Annotated in this window: 18 protein-coding genes and 1 pseudogene; 6 read left to right on the top strand and 13 right to left on the bottom strand. The window is 61.2% G+C overall.

Annotation, left to right across the window (positions count from 1 at the left end; translation table 11 throughout):
- Positions 1-3: 3 nt before the first annotated feature.
- The 13 genes and pseudogenes from DIE15_RS38090 to tssH all read right to left on the bottom strand — a co-directional run.
- A pseudogene (locus tag DIE15_RS38090) lies at positions 4-1140 on the bottom strand (T6SS phospholipase effector Tle1-like catalytic domain-containing protein); the annotation flags it as partial.
- A 12-nt stretch (positions 1141-1152) separates the two neighbouring features.
- Positions 1153-1680 (bottom strand): DUF3304 domain-containing protein, encoded by a 528-nt coding sequence (locus tag DIE15_RS01525; protein WP_124832166.1) that lies wholly within the window; start codon positions 1678-1680, stop codon positions 1153-1155.
- A gap of 98 nt (positions 1681-1778) precedes the next feature.
- A complete protein-coding gene (locus DIE15_RS01530; RefSeq protein WP_124832168.1) occupies positions 1779-2306 on the bottom strand; it encodes a DUF3304 domain-containing protein in 528 nt (175 codons plus the stop codon).
- A complete protein-coding gene (locus tag DIE15_RS01535) occupies positions 2303-2767 on the bottom strand; it encodes a hypothetical protein (RefSeq protein ID WP_244104788.1) in 465 nt (154 codons plus the stop codon). The genes DIE15_RS01530 and DIE15_RS01535 overlap by 4 nt, the downstream gene beginning before the upstream one ends.
- Positions 2730-4487 carry a type VI secretion system Vgr family protein gene (locus tag DIE15_RS01540; protein ID WP_244104787.1) on the bottom strand — a complete coding sequence of 586 codons (1758 nt, stop codon included), beginning with the start codon at positions 4485-4487 and terminating at the stop codon, positions 2730-2732. The genes DIE15_RS01535 and DIE15_RS01540 overlap by 38 nt, the downstream gene beginning before the upstream one ends.
- A 166-nt stretch (positions 4488-4653) precedes the next feature.
- On the bottom strand, positions 4654-5748 hold the full coding sequence (locus tag DIE15_RS01545) for a hypothetical protein (protein ID WP_185734333.1): 1095 nt from the start codon (positions 5746-5748) through the stop codon (positions 4654-4656).
- Between the two features lie 204 nt (positions 5749-5952).
- Positions 5953-6411 carry an inner membrane protein YiaA gene (gene yiaA / locus DIE15_RS01550; RefSeq protein WP_124832172.1) on the bottom strand — a complete coding sequence of 153 codons (459 nt, stop codon included), beginning with the start codon at positions 6409-6411 and terminating at the stop codon, positions 5953-5955.
- 44 nt (positions 6412-6455) lie between these two features.
- Positions 6456-7802 carry a type VI secretion system baseplate subunit TssK gene (tssK, locus tag DIE15_RS01555; RefSeq protein ID WP_124832174.1) on the bottom strand — a complete coding sequence of 449 codons (1347 nt, stop codon included), beginning with the start codon at positions 7800-7802 and terminating at the stop codon, positions 6456-6458.
- A 31-nt stretch (positions 7803-7833) separates the two neighbouring features.
- Positions 7834-8340, bottom strand: a complete 507-nt coding sequence (tssJ, locus tag DIE15_RS01560; protein ID WP_124832176.1) for a type VI secretion system lipoprotein TssJ — start codon at positions 8338-8340, stop codon at positions 7834-7836.
- Positions 8341-8427: 87 nt separating this feature from the next.
- Positions 8428-8913: an Hcp family type VI secretion system effector gene (locus DIE15_RS01565; RefSeq protein ID WP_057925018.1), complete on the bottom strand. Its 486-nt coding sequence runs from the start codon at positions 8911-8913 to the stop codon at positions 8428-8430.
- Positions 8914-9005: 92 nt separating this feature from the next.
- A complete protein-coding gene (tssC, locus tag DIE15_RS01570) occupies positions 9006-10499 on the bottom strand; it encodes a type VI secretion system contractile sheath large subunit (RefSeq protein ID WP_124832178.1) in 1494 nt (497 codons plus the stop codon).
- A 27-nt stretch (positions 10500-10526) separates the two neighbouring features.
- The gene (gene tssB, locus DIE15_RS01575) at positions 10527-11069 is read right to left on the bottom strand and encodes a type VI secretion system contractile sheath small subunit (RefSeq protein WP_124832180.1); all 543 of its coding nucleotides are present in this window, start codon (positions 11067-11069) and stop codon (positions 10527-10529) included.
- A 38-nt stretch (positions 11070-11107) separates the two neighbouring features.
- Positions 11108-13801, bottom strand: a complete 2694-nt coding sequence (tssH, locus tag DIE15_RS01580; RefSeq protein WP_124832182.1) for a type VI secretion system ATPase TssH — start codon at positions 13799-13801, stop codon at positions 11108-11110.
- Between the two features lie 511 nt (positions 13802-14312).
- On the opposite strand from tssH, the gene DIE15_RS01585 reads away from it, so the two are divergent.
- Genes DIE15_RS01585 through DIE15_RS01610 form a run of 6 tightly spaced genes read left to right on the top strand, consistent with a single transcriptional unit; the run spans position 14313 to position 20480 of the window.
- A complete protein-coding gene (locus tag DIE15_RS01585) occupies positions 14313-14984 on the top strand; it encodes a TagK domain-containing protein (protein ID WP_124832184.1) in 672 nt (223 codons plus the stop codon).
- Positions 14981-15832, top strand: a complete 852-nt coding sequence (locus DIE15_RS01590; RefSeq protein WP_124832186.1) for a type VI secretion system accessory protein TagJ — start codon at positions 14981-14983, stop codon at positions 15830-15832. The genes DIE15_RS01585 and DIE15_RS01590 overlap by 4 nt, the downstream gene beginning before the upstream one ends.
- Complete coding sequence (tssE, locus tag DIE15_RS01595) at positions 15825-16382, top strand: type VI secretion system baseplate subunit TssE (RefSeq protein WP_124832188.1); 558 nt, start codon at positions 15825-15827, stop codon at positions 16380-16382. The genes DIE15_RS01590 and tssE overlap by 8 nt, the downstream gene beginning before the upstream one ends.
- Before the next feature lie 32 nt (positions 16383-16414).
- Complete coding sequence (gene tssF, locus DIE15_RS01600; RefSeq protein WP_057925012.1) at positions 16415-18304, top strand: type VI secretion system baseplate subunit TssF; 1890 nt, start codon at positions 16415-16417, stop codon at positions 18302-18304.
- Positions 18304-19377 carry a type VI secretion system baseplate subunit TssG gene (gene tssG, locus DIE15_RS01605; protein WP_124832190.1) on the top strand — a complete coding sequence of 358 codons (1074 nt, stop codon included), beginning with the start codon at positions 18304-18306 and terminating at the stop codon, positions 19375-19377. The genes tssF and tssG overlap by 1 nt, the downstream gene beginning before the upstream one ends.
- Positions 19374-20480 carry an ImpA family type VI secretion system protein gene (locus DIE15_RS01610; RefSeq protein WP_124832192.1) on the top strand — a complete coding sequence of 369 codons (1107 nt, stop codon included), beginning with the start codon at positions 19374-19376 and terminating at the stop codon, positions 20478-20480. Before tssG ends, DIE15_RS01610 begins: the two co-directional genes overlap by 4 nt.
- The last annotated feature ends 194 nt before the right edge of the window (positions 20481-20674 follow it).

Raw genomic sequence — 20674 nt, forward strand, 5'->3', positions numbered from 1 at the left:
GTGCAAGGCGATCTGACTCAGCTTGCTACCATCACCATCCCGCGACTTGCCTTCTTCGTTGAACGCATAACCGCCCCCCACATCCGAATGCACCCCCGGATAGGCCACCTCAATCCTGCGCGGCGCCCCGACCGGATAGGCTTGCTTCTCTCGAATGGAATCGAGCGGAAAACTCATCCGCTGTTCGTGAATCGAAAAAAAATGCACACACTTCTTGACCGACGCGGGGATGTTGAGGGCACCTTCCGCCGTCCATGCCCAGTGCCCGTCAAGGTCGACCAAATTGACCGCAGCGGTAACGGTATCCGGCAGTCCAACCGATGCCACCGTGTCAAAAATTCCCAGGAAATTAACTTCGTACTGAATCGAACCAGCAATCATTCCACCCGGTGCCCAGGTGTTGATGAGGCGGTTGACAAATACACGCGCGCTCGCCGCGCCACGGGAGAACCCAAAAACGTTCAGCCATACTTTCTTGATCGAACGGTTGAGTTGGCCGCCCGGCCCGCTATGCTTCTTCTGAAGCGCGGACAGCTCCCCGTGGAGACGTTCCAGCTTCGCTCGAGTCTTGTATCCGTAGTGCATCCGTGAAGCGGTTGCGAGAGACCCCGCCACTGGAAAAACCGTTGACGCCCTTCCAACGATCCGGGTCATCGTGTCGTTCGAAGCGATGACGTCAGCGTCGATCAGCGAGCACAAGGCGCGGGATTCTGTGTGATCCAGCAGCGCGCTACCTGTCATTGCCTGATGCAGCGCGTTCAGCAAGCGGGTGTACCCCCACGCCACGCGCATGCCGAAACCAAGAGCAAATGCCTTGCCTTCCGACGAGAATGCCGCTTCGCCAATCTCATCAAACGGAGTGCCAACGCCTGCAATGTAAAACGCATATTCCCCGACCTCGCGATCGTCACTGCAGGCGTTGAACAACCGTGCGACGTTGCTATGCGTGGGTCTTTTCTTGTCTTTAACATCCCATTCTTTGTTGTTATTCGTACCATCGAAGAACAGATTGACGTGCAGCGTCTTCGCGCAGCCCGGCGTGTCCTCTGCCAAGGCACTTTTTCCTAGCAATCTGGCAGCTTCCCCTTCGGCAAGACGCCCTTGCTCGCTGAATGATTCTGGCCAACGAATTACGCTCATCGCATCTTCTCCTTACTTCTCGTTCAATTCAGGGTCCAGCACGCCCTGCACAATGTAGGGATCCTGCTCAGCTGGTTTAACTGGCATTGGCGGCTTGTCCTGAATCTCAACGCGGATACGGTCACCCGGAAGAAAATGCACCCAAAAACCATAGGTTCTCGGCCCATACGGCGGCACTTCGGTGGTCGCAGTCAGCCACTGATCGCCACTTCGATCGTCGTCGTAGGGGCGCGTATCTCGTCGCCACTTGACGACGAGTTTCATGTCAGGCTGCCATTTCGAAGGAATACCAATGCAACAAACGTATTTCCCTCCTCCAGAACGTTCCGCACCTGGCTTTTTCGGAAAGATGTTTGGTCCGCTCGCTGAAAGCTCCTGACCTTCATTTCCGACACGAAATCCCGCGATGTAGGAGTCGGTATAGTTGTAGCCACTCACGTCCGACGGGTTAACGTCATTCGCATCCGAGCAACCCACCAACATCAACGTCAACCCAACAACGAATAGCGTAGCGAAACGCTTCCAGACAAACATGATCATTTCCCGACCTCCGGTTCTTGGAGTGCCATTGCATTTTCAAGACGACGGTATTCGCAGAACGGCTCAGGCCAGCGGATTACGCTCATCGCATCTTTTCCTCATTTCTCGTTCAATGCTTGGTCCAGGACACCCTGCACGACGAAGGGATCACGATCATCTATTTTGGGGAGCACTCCTTTCTCGCCCCTGATCTGGATACGAATTCGGTCACCAGGTAGAAAGTGCACCAAGAATCCGGCCGTACGCGGCCCGTATGGCGGAACTCCTGTCGTCGCAGTAAGCCACTGATCACCGCTTCGATCGTCGTCGTAGGGATGCGTGTCACGTCGCCACTTAACTACGAGCTTCATGTCAGGACGCCATTTGGAAGGAATACTGATGCAACGCATTCCCCCGCCACCACCCGAGCGAGACTCGCCATGTCGTTTCGGAAAAATGTTTGGCCCTCCCGCCCAAAGATCTTGACCTTCAATCCCAACACGAAATCCTGCGATGTAGTAGTCGGTATAGTTGTAGCCGCTCACATCTGACGGATTGCTCTCGTCCGCATCTGAGCAACCCGCCAGTGTCAACAACAAACCAACGACGAATACCGCGGCGAAACGCTTCTGGACAAACACCATCATTTCCTAACCCCCGGTTCTTGAAGTGCCGTCTTGTTCTCGAGGCTACGCATCAACTCCCGCCAGACATAGGCCGGAACCATTTCGAACGATTGCACCAACGGAGCCCCGCTGGCGATACTCGATCTGATCGCCAATCGAATTTCATCGTGGCGCTCGAAAGACTCTCCATACTGGTACGAGGCCACACAGAATGCGTGGCGGTCCGCACGTGAAGTCAGCCCCCACTCATCTGCACGGTTATAGCGTCGAAGGAAATCCGCGTATCTGGCTGCATACGACTGACTCGCGTCGATCAAACCAACGTCGCTCAACTCGCTCATGAGCGCATGCGGTTCATCATGCCGTTCCAACTCATCGAGCTGCTGTTGACTGAAGGACCGGGGAAACTCTCCCGCGTCTGCGGCCGACGCGCGCTCATCGATTTCAACGCGTTGCCACTCCGAGCGGCCACCCCGGTACATCCACATCGCCATCGGACGGGTGAGTTCGGCGTGCGCCGCCTTCCCCCAGACCTCCAGAATCGACGGAAGCGAACGCGGGTCGAACCAGCGGAGCAGTACCTGCATCGTCGAAGGCGAGCGTATTCGCCCGACGACCACCGACCTCCCGGCTGCGATAGCCGGCCAGCGTCTGGTTTTCCGGCAATGCGAACGGCGGCATGTTGAACGCATTGGTCGCACTACCTACGATGATCGGCAAGTCCGGATCGCCGTTGACGAAAGCGACTTCGACCTCATGCCCACGGCGCGGCAGAAAGATTCCGCCGAATTGATCGCCATGCCACGCACCGGCCACGCGCACCCAGCAACTTGAACGCTCGTCGTTATTGCCAAGCCGGTCCCAAAGAAACTGGAGCTTCACCCGCCCGTATGCATCGGTCCAGATTTCCTGATTCTCGGGGCACGTTACGACGGCATATTCGACGCCGTTCATGCGCGGCTTCGCAATCGTACGAAGCAACCGGAATGGTTCATTGGTCGGCTGCACCGTAAAATCCGCTTCGCAACGGTATCGCTGGCCGGATCCCGACGCTTCGCCAATCTCCTCGATCGTCAGCTTGCAGGCGATCACCGCATACTCGCGATTCGCCGCATCCTGCGGATAGTGCGACAGCACGAACGTCTGGCCGGTCACCACGCCGCGCAGGTTACCTTTGCAGTAGGCCCTCAGCCCCTGACAACGCCAAGCCTCCATCTGCACCAGCGTCAGGTACTCCGCTTCCGTGCGCGGCTCGTTGTGATCACCGGAGAGCCCAGCCGCGCCAGCTTGCGGCTGCGCGTAATCGCCCCATGTGTAATGCTCCTGGTGGGCGAGCCCCGTGTCGCGAGGATCTTCGTGCATCACCGTCAGGTCCGCACGCGGCAACGTATAGTCGTAGTCGACGCTCGTCACCGCGCCCGTGGTCAGCGCATGGGAGACCGAGAAGTCCTGAATGTGTTCCTCGTCAAGCCGTCGACCGGTCGGCGGCTCGTAGCGAAGCGCAGCATAAGCGTCACCAAGCGGTTTGAGCGCGCCGGTCGAGTCGCATAGCACGAGCCGATGCTTGCCTTCGCTATGCTCGAAGAAGTAGTAGATGCCCCACTCTTCCCACAGACGCTGCAGGAACACCCAGTCGCTTTCGAGGTGCTGGCGTTGAATGTCCCGCTTGGGCCATGCCTTGTTCGGTCGCGGTGTGGTGAGACGCTTTTCGACCGGGAACGGATAGGACGAGAGCACCGCATCGGTGATCTCGACCACGGACATGTCCTGAAAGATTCGGCAGTCGCAATTCTTTGTTGCATGCCAGAGCCACGGCCGCAGTGTGAGCGCATACACGATCGAACGACCATCCTCGCGCACGATCGTCGCGTGGCTGACGATACCGGTGATCTCGCGTGCGCCCGCACCGAGATTGGCCATTCCGGCATTGCCGGCCAAGCCGGGGATGAAGCGGCCCTTGCCCTCGAGCTGAATCGATACGGTCACTTCCGTGCCGATCAGCTTGTCGAGTTTGACGTTCGCCGCGATGCTCTGCGAAAACCCGAGCGCATCCGGCGTTTTCAGTTCGAGCGTGTACTCGAACAGGTCTCCGATGGTTTCGCGGCCGGTCAGCTTCACCGGAGTGAGGATCGACTGTCCGCCGTACATCGGCAGCGCTGCGCCGGAAACCGACAGCGTCCGTGGTGCATCAAACAAAGCCATTACGGGATCTCCGTTGAATCGATCGGATCATTGATCGTCTGTCATGTATTCGGCACGTGACGGATGCCCTACCTTACTTCCAACTATTCGCGTGAAGACAACCCGACAATATCGCCTAGAAGATTAAATAAGCGATCGTGACCGCGGCCTTCTTGAACATATTCCATCACTTATGTTGCCTCGAATTCTGATCGCGAAAACTTACCAAAAGAATTTCCCGATCTGTAACTAAAAACTGATAACTACGCAAGAAGGATTCGTCCATCCCCGTCCCGCGCCAACCTCGATCTTTCGACCAGACAAAAAATTCCCAGCGATCTTCCTCGCTATACATACCGAACACTGCCGAGCCATCGGACGACATACCTAATGCATAGGACTTGCTTCCTTCCGGGCCCAACTTCACCATTCCTTCCTTCGCAGTCCAACGAAATACGTGGCTTGCATCTCTTCGATTGGGGCCGTCAAACGTGGTGCCGACAACAACTGATCCATCTCGTGATACGCCCATCCATCGAGGGAAATTGTCTTTCCCTCCCGCGTCACCGATAATCTGCATGCCCGCCGTCTTGGTCCAGTAAAAGACCGATGCGTGATTCCGATAAAAATCGGAAGCCCACCCCACAATCGTTGAACCGTCACCGGAAACGCCAAGCGCCGCACTATCGGTCAGACTTAAAGCGTTGAATACCGGATTGTCTGCAAGCGACTGCACTCCCTCCTGTTCGGTCCAATAGAACGCTTTCGGATCGAAGTCTCGCTCCCACGACGTGCCCACAACGACCGTGCCGTTATCCGAAATACCCGACGTTTCGACCTGACGCCAACCCACCCCAAACTTCCTCACCCCTCCCTTTTTTGTCCACCGAAACCCTTGTGCTCCGCGCCCCTCACTACGAGTCGCTCCGCTGATTGTCGATCCATCCGCAGAGAGGTTATAAGCACGCGTTACTTTTGAGCCGGGTATACGTAGATACTGGAACCCCGTTTGAGCGGTCCAGCGAACCGCCCTTGATGTTTCACTTGACTCATCCGACCGGAACCCGGCAATCACGCGTCCGTCAGCCGACGCCGCAATACAAGCCGCCGCATTCGCGTGACGTGGAGGATCGAGGACAACCAACCTAAACGACCACGGGGATGTATCAACAGTCTCTTCACCGGCGCTCAAATTACCCGCGCCAACGAGAATGGCGACCGCGAATGCAAGGCGAGCGGCAACTCGACCGCGTCCGCACGACGCAATGATGGAAATTTTCACCCTCTTTGATCTCCTGGTTAACTCAATACACGTGTCTGACGAAGCCGGCGCCGAGATTGGTCATTTCAGCGTCGCTGGACCAACGTGGATTGAAATTCCCATTGCTCTCGAGCCAAATCAATACGGTCACGTATGTGTCAATCAGCTCGAATCGAGCGGCTTCGCCGCGACATCAATTCACATCTCGAGTCCGATTCCGATGGATCAAACTCTGCTGTCTGAATCTTGAATCTCGAATGTCGTATTCGACTCCGGAAATGCTGATCGGACGGCCTGAATATCGCGAGTATTCTTCTGGACAGCTACCGCACCGAAGAGACCGAGCACAAACGCCATGGCATAGAAGCCCTTTTCGCTCAGCGCGAGCGTTGCATTGAAGAGCCCGACGCAGAGCAGCAGAATCGCGAGGATGAGCGACGTCCAGCTCAGGCCGTAGTAGATCCCGGTGACCGGAATCCCCTCGACGCGATCGCGAACGCTCTTCTGCAACGAAATCGCCGCGTAGAGTCCGTACGCCAGCACCGTGAAGTAATACCCCCGCTCGTTGAGCTGCATGTCTGAGTTCCAAAGGCCAATCAGGTATGCACATGAGCCCGCAAGCAGCGCGCCCCATGAGGCTGCAACGAATGCAAACGAAGGCTGTTGAGCTGAACGGTCGATCATCAGATTTCCTTTTTGAGGTGATTCGGTTCTTCGCGTGACCGCGCTTATGCGCGTACGCCCCACAATTCGAGCTTGAGTGACGGGAACTCCCCCGCCACGTGCAGCGCAACGCCACCATGCCGCACGACTTCCTCCCAAAGCGGCCCGCCCTGGGTCAGCTCGTAATAGATGTATCCCGCGTTGAATGGAATCTGCCGCGGCGGCACCGGCAGCGCTTGCAGGCCGATGCCCGGCAAGTGACTGCGCACGAGGCTCGGCAGCTTGTCCGACGGCCCCGCCTTCGCCTGCGCCAAGAACTGCTGCTGCAGCACATCCTGCGGTATCGCCGCATGCACGGCCAGCACCAATGCGGTGAACCCTTGCATATCAACCGGATCGACCACCGCGTTACGCATGCCGTGACCGCGATCCTCCAGCACGATGCTCTGCGCGCTGCGCACCAACACGGCGTTGAGCAGCCGGTGCGTGTCGTCGACGACCGGCTTCAGGCACACGTGCGGCGTCGTATGCTGATACGGCGGGTGCGTTTCGAGCGGCCGGCGCGTGTCGGTGCGCAAATGCGTCGATAGCTCGCCCGCCATGCCGATCAAGAGCGCATAGACATCCGCCGGCGACGTCGCCGGCACCCGCAGCAGATGCTGCAGCAGCGGCTCGTAGCGGTTGAGGATCTGCAACAGTAGGTAATCAGTAACGGTCGCCGCGCTCGCCGTCGTGTCATCGGTTCCGGCGAGCCGCTGCGCCAGCGCATTCGCGCGCAGGCGCGCGAGATCATGAATCTTCGTGGCCCAGCTCGTCAGCAGGTCGCTCGCACCGTAGCCGGATACCGGTGGCACGAGCGTATCGTCGAGCGCGATGCTGCCGTCCGCGCGGATCGTCTTCACGCACGTAAGTGCGAGACCGATCCATGCATCGCCCAGCTCTTTTTCCGGCAGCAGGCGTACTCGCAAGTTCGACAGTTGCACCGACTCGGGCGCAAGACCGATCGAGTTCGTGTCGCGCAGCTCAGTGTCGAACACCTGATAGCGTGCGAGCGAATCGGGCGTGTTGTCGAAGGTGGTCTCCTCGCAATTCGGCAACCGGACGGGCACGGCCAGATAGATGACCTGGTCGAGATGCTCCTGCCGAATCGTCAACGGCGGCGGCAACGGCGTGTTGCCCGGTGCATCGAACGGCGTACCGTCAGCGAATACACCCGCAGCCGATTTGACGATGACCTTGCCAAGCGCGAGCGCCTCGATGTCCAGCGCAAAGTGCGTAAAACCGAAAAAGAACGGCGACAGCGGCGCCGCACGCTGATGCGCGTATTTCTCGAAATAGCGATCCTGCTGCTGGAACAGCTGCGGGCGGAAGAACAGCCCTTCCTGCCAGGCGACCTTGGCATACCAGCTCATGCGTGCCGTCCGTTTTGTTGCGCGACGTGTTTCATTTCTTCGCTTCCGTGATCTTGACGGCCTTGGCCTCGAGATCGATGGTCAGTTTCAACTTCGGCGTGAACAGGCGATACCACACCTTGTCCGGCGCGGCGGGCATCGCATAGACCGCGCGCCACACCGAGTTCGGCAAGTCACGATAAGCCGCGATCACGCCGATGGTCTTCGTGGCCGGATCGGGCCGGCGTACGAACGTCCGGTGCTCGCCAGGGCGCAACTGCAACTCGTCGCGTTTCGCAACGTCGTCGGCCAGCACCGTTTTGTCCTGGGTCTGCAGCGTGAAGAAATCGGCCGTCTCGAAGGCGCCGTCGTTCTTCAGTTCGTAAATGCGCACGACGATCGGCGCAGCCCTTCCCCGGTCGTCCGGATTGACATCGGGCAGCGCGTTCACGCGCATGTCGAGCCGGATCGGCTCCTTCGACTTCGGCTCGCCACTGCTCGCGCAGGCGGAAAGCGCAAGCAAACAGGCCAGCGTGGCGACGGTCGGTATCGAACGCATGCGGCTATGAACCCTTATTCACTGTGTGGGACGCCCCACAACCGGCGGAGACGATGCGCTTGCGCCGGTTGCGAGGCATCCACTCAATTACGCTTCCTTGTTGCCCTTGATGTCGAAGCTCGCGGTCACGGCGCCACCGCTGCCGCCCTGCGCGTTCTGCACGACGTACTCTTGCTTGACCTTCGCGAACGACAGCGACACCGATTCACGGCTCTTTTCCGCGTCGTTCTTGCTGCCCGACGGCTTCACGCGCGTGACGATCACGTCGCTCATCGTGAGCTTCAGATATTCCAGCGGGTTGCCACCGGCCTTGCGCATCACCAGCGTTGCCTGGTCGATGTGCTTGCCCGTGAGCGCGTACTTCATGAGGTTCGGGCTGGCGCGGTCGATGTTGTGGTCGAACGTCAGATCCTTGACGGTCGCCTTGCCGGCACCGCCGCCGCTGCCGGCGTGCATCGTCGATTCCTGCTGGATGTCCCACTCCCAGTTCAGAACCTCGATTTCGTCCTTGTGCTTGTCGTCGAGCGATTCACCGTTGATGCCGTCGATCTTCAGGAAAATATCTTGTGCCATGCGTAGTATTCCTTTTATTAAATGATTGAAACAGGTGGATCATCGTCCACCGAAGCAATTCGATGTCCGGCCCTGCGGGACCTACCGGATGGTTAAGCCGCTTCCTTGATCGATGGCAGCTTCGTCACGAGCCGCAGCGAGACGGTCAGCCCTTCGAGCTGGAAGTGCGGGCGCAGGAAGAATTTCGAGTTGTAGTAGCCGGGGTTGCCCTCGACCTCCTCGACAACCACTTCAGCGGCCGCGAGCGGCCTGCGCGCCTTCGTCTCCTGCGACGAGTTGGTCGGATCGGCATCGACGTAATGCATGATCCATTCGTTCAGCCACCGCTGCATGTCTTCGCGCTCCTTGAACGCGCCGATCTTGTCGCGCACGATGCACTTCAGGTAGTGCGCGAAGCGCGAGCACGCGAACAGGTACGGCAGACGCGAGGACAGGTTCGCGTTGGCCGTCGCGTCCGCATCGTGATACTCGGCAGGCTTCTGCAGCGATTGGGCGCCGATGAAGGTCGCGTGATCGGTGTTCTTGCGGTGCACGAGCGGAATAAAGCCGTTCTTCGACAGCTCGGCCTCGCGCCGGTCCGAGATCGCGATTTCGGTCGGACACTTCATGTCGACGCCGCCATCGTCGGTCGGGAACGTGTGGGTCGGCAGATTCTCGACCGTGCCGCCCGATTCGACGCCGCGAATCAGCGAGCACCAGCCGTACTGCTTGAACGAACGGTTGATGTTGACGCCCATCGCGTACGCCGCGTTCGCCCAGCCATAGCGCCCATGGTCCGAACCGTTCGTGTCTTCCTCGAAATCGAATTCGTCGACCGGGTTGGTTTTCGCGCCATACGGCAGGCGCGCGAGGAATCGCGGCATCGCGAGTCCCACATAGCGCGCGTCTTCGGTGTTGCGCATCGAGTTCCACGCGGTGTATTCGAGGTTCTGCGTGAAAATCTTCGTCAGGTCACGCGGGTTCGCGAGCTCCTGCCACGACTCCATCTGCAGAACTGATGGTGCGGCGCCGGTGATGAACGGTGTGTGCGCGGCAGCCGAGACCTTCGCGATCGAGCCGAGCAGATCGACATCCGGCGGCGTATGGTCAAAGTAGTAGTCTGCAACGAGGCACCCGTACGGTTCGCCGCCGAGCTGGCCGTACTCCTGTTCGTAGATTTGCTTGAAGAGCGGGCTCTGATCCCAGGCCAGGCCCTTGTAGCGGCGCATCGTGCGATGCAGCTCGGCCTTCGAGACATCCATGAAGCGGATCTTCAGGTGTTCGTCGGTTTCGGTGTTCGACACGAGGTGATTCAAGCCGCGCCAGGCCGATTCGAGCGCCTGGTAATCCTCGTGGTGCAGGATCAGGTTGATCTGCTCGGAGAGCTTGTGATCGATCTGCGCGATGATCGCCGCGATGCTCTTGTACGCATCGTCACTGATCGTCGCCGTTTGAGCCAGCGCCTGCTCGGCGAGCGTCTGAACGGCCAGTTCGACGGCTTCGCGCGCGTCGTCGGTCTTGGGTCGGAACTCGCGCTCCAGCAGCTGAGTGAAATCGGACTCGGTGGCTGTCTGTACAACTGCGGCCCGGGCTTCCTGTTTCGCCATGATGGTCATCCTTTATCGGTTCGTCGGTCAGTTCGCGCCGTCTTGATCGGCAATTTCGTCCGCTTGCCGCTCGGGCTTCGGCGCGGCGGCCAGCGACTTGAGCAACGCCGGGTCTTGCAGCAGCTGCGTAACGAGCGCCTCGGCGCCCGACTTGCCATCCATGTAGGTCTGCAGATTGGCGAGCTGCGTACGCGCTTCCAGCAGTTGGCGCAGCGGCTCGACCTTGCGCGCGATCGCGGCGGGCGAAAAATCTTCCATGCTCTCGAAGGTCATGTCGACCATCATCTGCCCGTTGCCCGTCAGCGTATTCGGCACGGCGAACGCGACGCGCGGCCGGATCGCCTTCATGCGCTCATCGAAATTATCGATGTCGATTTCGAGAAAGCGCCGGTCTGATACCGCCGGCAGCGGCTCGACCGGATGCTTGCCCGACAGATCGGCGAGCACGCCCATCACGAACGGCAGTTCGACCTTCTTCTCCGAGCCGTAGACCTCGACGTCATACTCGATCTGCACACGCGGCGCACGGTTGCGCGCAATGAATTTCTGCGAACTGCTGGAAGCGGCCATGAATGAAGCTCCTGAACGGTGGTGGTTAGACGGCGAGCTCAGCGAACCGGCTCGTCTGAATGAAGGGCGGTCGCCTCGAACGCGAGAGCTTGCGCCGGTGCATCGGACGGGTCGACCACGCCGATCGCAATATGCGAAAGGGTCTGCTTCGACGCAAAGGCATCGAGCCACAGCGCTGACAAGCGGGGCAGCACGTGCTGCTCGATGAATCCGATCAGCACGCGTGCGCCGGTCTCCTGCACGAGACAGCGGCAAACGATGTAATCGACGACCGCGTCGTCGTACGTCAGCGCGATGTCGTGGCCGTCGGCCATACGCTTGACGACGCGCCCCAGATGCAGGCGGACGATGCTCGCGAGCGCACTGTCGGCAAGTGGCCGGTAGGGCACGACGGTCATGCGCCCGAGGAATGCCACGGGGAAAGCCTTGAGTAGTTCGGGGGGCAGTGCTTCCCGCAAGCCATCCTGATTCGGCGCGAGCGACGGATCGGCGCAGAGACTCGTGCTCAGTTCGGAACCGACATTGCTCGTGAGCAGGATCGTCGTATTGCGGAAATCGATGTAGCGGCCGTCGCCGTCCTCCATGTAGCCCTTGTCGAATACCTGGAAGAACATCTCGTGCACGTCGCGGTGGGCCTTCTCGATCTCGTCGAGCAGTACGACCGAATACGGACGGCGGCGCACCGCCTCGGTCAGGACACCGCCCTCGCCGTAGCCGACATAACCCGGTGGCGCCCCTTTCAGGCCCGAGACGGTATGTGCCTCCTGATACTCGCTCATGTTGATCGTGATCAGGTTCTGTTCGCCGCCGTACAGCGCTTCGGCCAGCGCCAGCGCGGTTTCCGTCTTGCCGACGCCCGAGGGACCGGCGAGCAGGAACACGCCGAGCGGCTTCTTCGGGTCCGTGAGGCCTGCGCGTGCGGTCTGCACACGTTCGCCAATTTGACGCAGCGCGTCGGTCTGGCCAATCACGCGTGCCTCGAGCATGTCGGGCAATCTGCGCACGGCGGCGACCTCATCGGTCACCATGCGGCCGACAGGGATGCCAGTCCAATCGGATACGATTTCCGCGACGATCGCCTCGTCGACCTCGGGAAATACGAGCGGTGCATCGCCTTGCAGCGCAGCGAGCGCGTGTTCGAGTTCGCGCAGCTTCGGAAGCGCCGCCACCTCGTCCCGTGGGGTTTCGCCGTTGTCGGGTCCAATGGACTCGCGCGCGGCCAGCAACGCCTGCGCGGCAGCCGCCTGAGCGCGCCAGCGATGCTCGACCGCAGCCTCTTCGGTCGCCAATGTATCGATGCGCGCTCGCACGCCCGTCAACGCCCTGTCGGTATCCAGACCGATACGGGCTTCCTGCACGAGCAACACTTCCTCGGCACGCGCGGCCGCGAAACGCTGACGCACGTCGTCCAGTTCGCGCGGCGCGGCATGCTGCGACAGCGCCACGCGCGCACAGGCGGTATCGAGCAGGCTGATGGCCTTGTCCGGCAACTGACGCGACGGAATGTAACGGTGCGAGAGTGTCACCGCCGCACGAATCGCTTCATCGAGTATCACGACGCCGTGATGTCGGGAAAACGTTTGCACAAGCCCGCGCACCATATCGACCGCAGCAGCCTCGGACGGCTCCGCGATCTGCAGCACCTGGAAGCGTCGCGTGAGCGCCGGATCCTTTTCGATGTGACGCTTGTACTCGGCCCAGGTCGTCGCGCCGATCGTACGGATCGTGCCACGCGCAAGCGCGGGTTTCAGCAGATTGGCGGCATCGCCCGTACCCGCCTGTCCGCCGGCACCAATCAGCGTGTGAATCTCGTCAATGAAGAGGATCACCGGCGCCGGCGATTTTGCAGCGGCTTCGAGCAGCCCTTTCAGACGCGTCTCGAACTCCCCTTTCATGCTCGCGCCGGCGAGCAATGCACCGACGTCGAGCGACAGCAGCCGCACGTCGGCAAGCTTCGGCGGCACATTGCCCGATGCAATCGCGCGCGCCAGTCCTTCCACGACGGCCGTCTTGCCGACGCCTGCCTCCCCCGTTACCAGCGGATTGTTCTGCCGACGGCGCAGCAGCACGTCGATCATCGTGCGAATCTCGAGCTCACGGCCGATGACCGGATCGATCTCGCCCGCGCGAGCGCGCGCTGTCAGGTCTGCGCAATACTGGTCGAGCGAACCACCCTTGGATGCGACTGGAATCGCGCCGGACGCCTCGCCCGGCGTTGCCGCCGAAAAGTCGCTGTGGTCGTACGGCGCATCGGCGGCTTCGGGCGAGCCATCGATCCATGCAGGCAGTTCATCGCCCAGCCCGTCGACAGGAATCTTGCCGAACGCGGGGGAGATTGACAGTAGAACGCGCCGCAACTCGGGCGTCGAAACAAGCGCAGCAACGAGCCACGCGCCGCGCACACGGCGATCACCATGACTCAGCGTTGCGAGCACCCACGCGCGTTCGATCGACGTCTCGATGTGCCACGAGAAATCGCTAATCGAACTGGCGCCGGCCGGCAGCGCGGCCAACGCTCTTGCGAAATCCCGATCCAGTGCGTCGCGATCGATGCCAGCGTGCCGCACGATGCGATGCAGGTCACTATCGGGTTGCTGCAGGAGCTGATGCAACCAGTGGACGAGCTCCACGTACGGATTGCCGCGCAGCTTGCAGAACTGTGTCGCCGATTCGATGCTGCGATAGAGCTGAACCGCGAGCTTGCCGAACAGCGCCTGGCGTGAAATCGTCATGCAAACCTTCTTGTTGTTTATCGGTATGTTCCTGGCCTTGGCCGCAGCGATCAGGAATCCTATTCAGATGGCATTGTCCTACTGCCACATTTCACACATAAAGAAAGTGAAAGCCTCTCAGGCCGCGCATTATTCCAATTAATTCGTTTCGTCGTCAACCCATTCAAACAGATAGACCCGCATCGAATCACACCTTGCCACCTTACACCATCAAAGATATTCGACCATCGCCATCCGCATCACACAAGAGTCATCCACACAAACACTACAATCCATAAGCCATTGATACAACTGACAAAATCCACCAATAATAAATGTGAACGCGCTTTTGACAATTCACCGTTGACCACCCCCATCCAGATATTCACCAAGCACAATTCAGTCACTCAATTGATTTATTATTTCGAGATTAAATCTCGATAATATTTTAAAATTGAGATAACCCATTTCAAATGGACGAATGACTCACTCCCATGGGTAAAATGCGCATTCCGTCATCACTGACTCTTCCATGCGCTCATTCCGCTTGCCATGGCACCGCCAACCCGACACCTCGCTTACCGAGCCCGAGCTGCGTAACGAGTCGTGCGGTCCCCAGAAACAGGAGGGCGGCGCCGACTCTCTCCTGTTCGAACCATCGGATCTCGCGGGCGGCAATCAGTCGATCCTCGATCTGATCGGCAGCCACGGTATGAGCGGGAATGACGTCCGGGAGAAGCTCGGCACCGGGCCGCGGGCGACGCCGTTTCCTGAGCGCACCGACGACCTCGTCGAAACGCTTCACGCGCAATACTGGCGCGCGCTGACGGACCCGCACACCGCCCTTTCCGGCTCATGGAACGAACAGCTGGATTCGCCTGCGACACCTGTTGCCTCGGTCACGCCCGATTCGCACGACGTCCGGCCGACACCGGCAGCCCCTGCTGGCCCTGGTTCCATCGAAGTGTTGCTGTCAGGCAAGCGCAACCTCGAGGACGCGTTCGGACGGCTGGGCACTGGTTTCGCTCCCGAGCTGGAGATCGAACCCATGCCGGAAGTCCTGCTCCTCTTTGCCCCTCCCGAATTCCACGCGGCGGAAATCCGCCGTGCGCCGGCGCTACCGCCCGCGCTCACCCGGCGCGAGCATCACGCACTGTCGGTCGATAGCCCGCTGGCCGCACCTGTACGCAAGGACGACGCATGACCATCCCATTTGCTGTCGGAGAGCCGTCTGGCCACGGCCTGGACGACCTGCCGATCGCCGCACGGGTCGAGCGGATCGAATCGCATATTCGCGCGCAGCCGACCTTCGCCGCCCATCGGTGGGTGCTGTTCCAGTGCCTGTGCGTAACAGGCAACTGGACACGCGCCGTGATTCAACTGCAGATGTGGGCGAAGCTTGAGCCACAACAGGCGCAGGCCGCCCAGGTTTTTCGTGACCTGATCCGGGCCGAGCGCTGGCGACAGAAGGTTGTCGCGGGACACGAACGTCCTGGATTTGTTCTCGAACCGGCCTTGTGGGTCAGGGAACTGATGGGGGCGTTGGAACTGGCTGCCGACGGACACGGCGAACTCGCCGATCACACTCGCGCAAAAGCGCTCGACGCGGCGCCACTCATTGCCGCACGCACGCCGCGTGGCATCGCAAGCTGGATCGCCGACAGCGATTCGCGTTTCGGCCCGGTGTGCGAAGTCATGACGGCCGGGCACTATCGCTGGGTACCGTTCGACGATCTCGCCGCGTGGCGCATTGCGCCGCCTGCGAACCTGATCGATCTCGTCTGGGCGCCGTGTGTGCTGACACTGAGCGACGGCAGTACCGTGCGCGGTTTCATGCCTGCCCGCTACCCCGGCTCGGAAGCCGCGACCGATGCACTGCGTCTGGGGCGCGAAACGGCCTGGCATGAGTCTGGACGTACCGCCGTCATCGCGCTCGGACGAAAAACCTGGACAACGGATCAGGGGGATTTCGGTCTCTTCGAACTGGCCCACGCGCAGTTCGGCTCGCGTATCGCGGACGGCGTCACCACCGGAGAGCCGGTCGATGACTGAACGCAAGCGGCATCCCACGCGGGGCGACTCGCTCGCCGCCCGCCCACCGCGGCGGGCAAACGCACACCTGATGCCGACCCTGCTCGACCGGCTGCGGGACGACGCGCCGCATCGACTCGTCGAAGCCCCCGAAGAGTATGCCGTCACGCGCAAGCAGATGCGCGACATCGTCCAACGCGATCTCGCCTATCTGCTCAACACGACAAGCATTGAAGACCGGATCGAGCGTGAACGCCACCCGCAGGCGGCCGCGTCAACCGTCAATTTCGGCGTGCCGCCGCTCGCCGGTACCTTCCTCGCGTCGCGCCAGTGGAACGACATCGAGCGGATGATCCGGCGGGCCATCACCGATTTCGAACCGCGGCTGATCTCCGATTCGCTGGTGGTGTCGCCCCGTCAGGGTGACGACGCCAGCGGCCATCACAATGTGCTCGCGTTCGAAGTGCGCGGCTTGGTTCACATGGACCCGTATCCGCTCGAATTCATGGTGCAGAGCTCGCTCGATCTCGAGACGAGCGAGATCCAGATCACCGGCATGCGCTCCGGGTAGGCACGGCATAACGACAACACGAGACCTTTCCGATGGACCCGCGACTACTCGACTATTACAACCACGAACTCATCTACATGCGCGAACTCGCCACCGAGTTCGCACAGGCGCACCCGAAAATCGCGCGCCGGCTCGGCATGCAGGCCGGCGAAGTGGCGGACCCCTACGTCGAGCGCCTGATCGAGTCGTTCTGCTTCATGGCCGCGCGCATGCAGCTCAAGCTCGATGCGGAGTTTCCGCGCTTCACGGGCCGGCTGCTGGAAGTGATCTACCCGAATTATGTCGCGCCCACACCGTCGATCGCGGTCGCGCGCCTGTACCCCGGTCAGGCAGAAGGCAATCTGGCCGCGGGCCACCGTATCGCGCGCGGCACGTCGTTCAAGGCGCGGGTTCCCGATGGCGAAAAAACCGCTTGCCAGTTTACGAGCGGCCAGGACGTCACGCTCTGGCCGCTCACGATCACCGATGCGCGCCTGACGGGCATTCCGCCCGACATCCCGGCGCTCGACCGCTATGTCCCGCCCGACCGACAGGTGCGCGGTGCACTGCGGCTGCGGCTGGCGACGACAGGCAACGTGCGCATCGCCGATCTGAAGGGGCTCGATCGACTGCCCGTGTATCTGGCCGGCGACGAACAGGTCGCTTCGCACCTGTTCGAGTTGCTGCACGTTGCCGGCGTCGCGTCCGTGATTGCCGCGCCGGGCGAATTCGGCGTACCGGGCCGCTCTCCCGCCGTCGTGACTCACGGTGCGGTCGAACACGAGGGTTTGCGCACCGATCAGAACTTGCTGCCACTCACGTGGACGAAGTTTCACGGGCACAACCTGCTACACGAATACTTCGCGTGCCCGGCACGGTTCTGGTTCTTCGCACTCAACGGTCTTGCGGAAGGGTTGTCTCGCGTGAACGGTCGCGAGGTCGAAATCGTCGTGCTGCTCGACCGAGCGCCGGGCCAGCTCACGAACCTCGTCGACGCGTCGCGCTTCGCGCTGTTCTGCACGCCCGTCATCAACCTCTTCAAACGGCATACCGACCGCATCGAGATTTCCCCCCGCGAGACCGAGTCTCATCTGGTACCTGCCCGGCTCGCACCGCTCGACTACGAAGTGTTCTCGGTGGAGAGCGTGCATGGACAGGTCGCAGCGACCTCGGACGAACTGGAATTCCGTCCACTCTATCAGACGCTGAACAACGACGAAGGCAATCACGGGCGGTACTTCTCGACACGGCGCGAACGGCGGCTCGTGTCCGATTCGGCACGCCGTTACGGCACACGGACCCCCTATGTCGGCACCGAAGTGTTTCTCTCGCTGGTTGATCAGAACGCGGCCCCATATGGCGAGGACATCCGTTTTCTGTCAGTCGTCGCGCTGCTGACGAACCGGGATCTCGCCACACTCGTGCCGCGCAACGGCGTGCGTGACCTGGCAACCGAGGAGTCCGCGCCAGTCGAGAGTATCGGTCTCATTCGCCCGCCGAGTCCGCCGAAAGCGCCGTATGCGGAGCGAGAGATGGCGTGGCGGCTGATCCGCCAGCTCAACTTCAACTACCTGCCGCTCGAAGGTCTCGATCACCGTGAAGGTGGTCAGGGACTACGCGACCTGCTGCGCCTGACCCTTTCGAACGACAACAACGAACATCTGCGGCAAGTCGAAAGCCTCGTCGGCGTCAAGACTCGCCCGGTAACACGCAAGCTGCCGGGCACCGGCCCGATGACGTTCGGGCGTGGCATCGAGTGTGCGGTGACGGTCGACGAGGCCGGTTTCTCCGGCGTGAGCCCCTATCTGTTCGGTACGATTCTCGAGCACTGGCTGGCACGGCACGTCTCGATCAACAGCTTCACGCAGACCGAATTGCATTCGATGCAGCGCGGCCGTATCGCACGCTGGCCCGTGCGCACCGGGACACGCGGAGTGCTGTGATGAAACGCGCCTCCCTGCCCGCGCTCGTGCGTGACAGCACGCTTTCGCCCGACCTGCTGGAAAGTCTTCAAATGGAGCCGTGGCGCTTCGGGTTCCTGTCACTGCTGCGACGCGTCGGCGCAAACCCCGCGGTCGACCCGGTCGGCACCGCGCGCCGGCCGCAGGCCGAGCCGTTCCGGCTCGGACAACAGCCGAGTCTCGCCTTTGCGCCGCGCGAAATCGCCAGCGTCCAGGAAGCGGCGGGACGGCTCAAGGTGAGGCTCTTCGGTCTCGGTATGCTCGGGCCCAACGGGCCGCTGCCGATCCACGTGACCGAATGGGCGCGCGAACGCGAAGAGGGCCGTCGCGACACGACCACGGTCGACTTCTTCGACATCTTCCATCACCGGTTCCTGACGCTGTTCTATCGCGCGTGGGCATCGGCACAGTCGACAGCCGGCCTCGACCGGAAAGACGACGAGCGGTTTTCGTTCTACATCGCGAGCCTCACGGGCCACGACATCGCCGAAATCGGGCGGCGTCCCTTGCCCTCGCACGCGCGGCTGGCGGCGTCCGCGCATCTCGTACGCGAGTCGCGCAACTCGGACGGACTGCGCGCCACACTCGAGCACTACTTCGGCGTGCCAGTGACGATCAAGGAGAACGTGTTCCACTGGATCGAGATCGACCCGGCCGATCAGGGACGCATGGGCCGGCCGGGCCCCGCCGCGACGATGGGACAAGCCGCGATGCTCGGCCGCGTGGTGCCGGACCGTCAGCACCGGTTCCGCATCGTGATCGGCCCCATCGATCTCGACGCGTATCTGCGCTTCACGCCGCAAGGCGAGGATCTGCCGCGTCTCGTCGAATGGGTGCGTGCGTTCGTCGGCTACGAACTGGAATGGGAACTCGAACTGTGCATCAAGCCCGAAAGCGCGCCACCGGCCGTCATGGGTGGCCAGCAGCGCATGGGATGGTCCGGCTGGCTTGGCCATCCGAACCCCGACCGGCCGATTACCGGCATGCGGTTCGAACCCGAACGTTATGTGAGGCATTTCGAACAGCACACTACTGAATCCGACAATCGACCATGAGCAAAAAGCAGTCACCCCGACAGGCCGTATCCGGTAAAGGCACCTCGAAGAACACGCCGCATCACGACCGGCTCGCGCCCGTCAGCGATTCCATGCCCTGCGGCCCGGACCTCGAATACGACCACGATTTCGTCGTGCTGTTCGCGAGTGCGGCGCCCAGACAGGACGTGCAGTACGGCGCGTTCGTCGGCGCCCCCGATCCCGTCAACTGGAGCGAGCTCGAGCGCGACTGCCAGCGGCTCATGCTGCGGACGAAAGATATTCGGGTCGCCGTGCTGTATACGCGATGCCGCACACGGCTCGCGGGTGCCGCCGGTCTTGCCGATGGCACCGGATTGCTGGCCGCCTGGCTCGATGCGTTTGCCGATCAGGTGCATCCACATCCCGATGTCGACGGCGGGCGCGACGCCGCACGCGAAATGCGAACGAATGCGATACAGGCGCTCGCCGATCCGGACGGACTGCTCGCCGACGTGCGCGAGATCGTTCTTTCGAAGTCAACGCTTGCGCGACTGCAGGTGCGCGACGTCGAGCGTGCCTTTGCGCACCCTCGCCCCACCGATGCCCTTGCGCCCGAGTCCGTTGTACAGCAGTTGCTGGATGTGCGCGCGCAGCAGCCGGAGGTCATGGCGAGTTTCGACGATGCGATTACGCATCTCGCTGCGATCGATGCATGGTGCACCGTGCACCTCGAAGGGTACCTGCCGGACCTGTCGTCACTCACGCGGCTCCTCGGCAAGTTGAATGTGCCCGCGTCGGTGAACACGGTCGAGCAGTCGGAGGAATCCCACGACCCCACGTCGGCCTCCGGCGAATCATCAGGAAGTGATGCGTTCGCGCAGCTCTCACCGGTGAATGACAGAACGGTTAGCGCCACCGAGCGCATCACGGCCCAACCGAGATCCGAACCGGTGGACCGCCAGGCCGCGCTCACTCTGATTCGTACGGCGCGAACGTGGTTCGAGACCCACGAACCCAGCAGCCCGATTCCCGTGTTGCTCAAACGTGCGGAGCGGTTCGTCGGCAAGCCTTACGCTGAGGTCGTCACGGCGATTCCAGCCGAGCTTCTGGCGCAGTGGGAAGAAACCGAGAGGGGCGAGTAACAACGGACAACCACTACATGGCACGATTAGGTAATACCGATGCGCGGACTGCTTGCTTCGGGTATGCCCATGCGAAAGTCCGGTCGTCACGCCTCCACCCGCTCACTGCGGCGCCGTTCGATGCCCCTAATCGACGAATGGGAAGCGCTTGCCCCCTACCCTGATCACCTCGTCCACGCCGCGCATACGGCCCA

Origin of the sequence: Burkholderia sp. Bp9031, assembly GCF_003857965.1 — a bacterium.
Classification (GTDB): Bacteria; Pseudomonadota; Gammaproteobacteria; order Burkholderiales; family Burkholderiaceae; genus Burkholderia; species Burkholderia ambifaria_A.